Annotated in this window: 1 protein-coding gene and 1 pseudogene; one reads left to right on the top strand and one right to left on the bottom strand. The window is 73.4% G+C overall.

Features of this window, described 5'->3' with window-relative positions; all coding sequences use genetic code 11:
• Positions 1–642: pseudogene (locus AC1D1T_RS32480) on the bottom strand (tetratricopeptide repeat protein); the annotation flags it as partial.
• Between the two features lie 110 nt (positions 643–752).
• Between AC1D1T_RS32480 and AC1D1T_RS32485 the strand changes: the two are divergent.
• Positions 753–1,427 (top strand): DNA-formamidopyrimidine glycosylase family protein (locus AC1D1T_RS32485; protein ID WP_477993469.1); only part of this gene is annotated, 675 nt, incomplete at its 3' end.

Below are 1,427 nucleotides of genomic sequence, written 5' to 3' on the forward strand. Positions count from 1 at the left end.
GGCGCGGCCGATCGCGACGCGTGCCGCGGCGCGCGTCTCGGGCGCCGCGAGCGACGGTTCGAGCCAGGTCTGCAGCTGGTTGGCGGTCTGTGTCTTGTCGGGGGCGCGGGCAAACAGCCGCGGCAGCGAGGCGATCAACGCGCCACGCTCGGCGACCGGCGTCGCGGCGAGCATCGCGCGGATCGGCTCCTCCGTCTCGGCCTGCCGGTTCAGCGCGATCAGCAGCCGCACCTGGTAGCCCATCGCCTCGACCGAATCGGGGATCGCGCTGCGCCAGGCCTGTGCGGCCGCCAGCGCCTGGTCGCCGGCACGCGCCTGCAGCGCGACCTCGGTGGCGCGGCGAAACAGCTCGGCGTCTCGCGTCTTGCGGGCCGCGTCGAGCAGCACCTGGTAGGCGGTGCCGACCTCRCCGGCGCGCAGCTCCATCTCGCCGACCAGCAACTGATAGAAGAGCGGCGCGTCGATCGACGAGTTCTCGAAGGGCTCGGGCGGCACGCCGCTGGCGGCGTCGGAGGCCGGCGCGGGCAACGCGTTTTCAGCCTGGGCCAGCCGGTGGGCCTGGGCGCCGGTCATCAGTGCCAGCGCACAGGCCACCGCGAGCGCCGTGCGCGCTGCGTGGGGAACGAGGGAAAGGGCCGGCATGCAATGCTCCTGAAACCGTGGACGATTCTAGGGTCTCGCGAATGTCCACGGAGAAGGGGCACAAGCCCCCGAAGCCGGTCCGACCCGGGTGCGTCGTGATAATTCCCTCCATGCCAGAACTTCCGGAAGTCGAGGTCACCCGACAGAGCTTTGCCGAGCGCATCGCCGGTGCCCGCGTGACCGCCGTGCGCCTGGGCAAGCCGCTGCGCTGGCCGCTCGGCCACGAGCCGGCGGCCCTTGTCGGACAGCGCGTCGGCGACGCGACCCGCCGAGGTAAATATTTGTGGCTGCCGTTGTCGGCCGATGTCGGCGCGGCCGGCTCGGGCGCGCTGTCGGGTGGCCTGCTGATGCACCTGGGCATGTCGGGCTCGCTCGCCTTCAGCGACGCGCCCGGGCCGGCCGGCGCCCACGATCACTTCGACCTCGCCACCACGCGCGGCACGCTGCGCCTGACCGATCCACGGCGCTTCGGGGCGGTGGTGTGGTCCGAGGCGCTCGACGGCGGGGCGGCCGGCAAGCTGATCGCCGGCCTCGGGCTCGAGCCCTTCGATCCGGCCTTCACCGGCACCTACCTGCATGCGGCGCTGCAGCGGCGGCGCGTCGCGATCAAGCAGGCGCTGCTCGGCGGCGACATCGTCGTCGGTGCCGGCAACATCTATGCGTGCGAGGCGCTGTTCGCCGCCGGCATCAACCCGCGGCTGCGCAGCGACCGGCTGAGCCGCCCGCGTGCCGAGCGGCTGGCCGCCGCGGTGCGCGAGACGCTGGCCCGCGCGCTCGCCTTGGGC

The organism is Rhizobacter sp. P2_H3 (genome assembly GCF_056403355.1).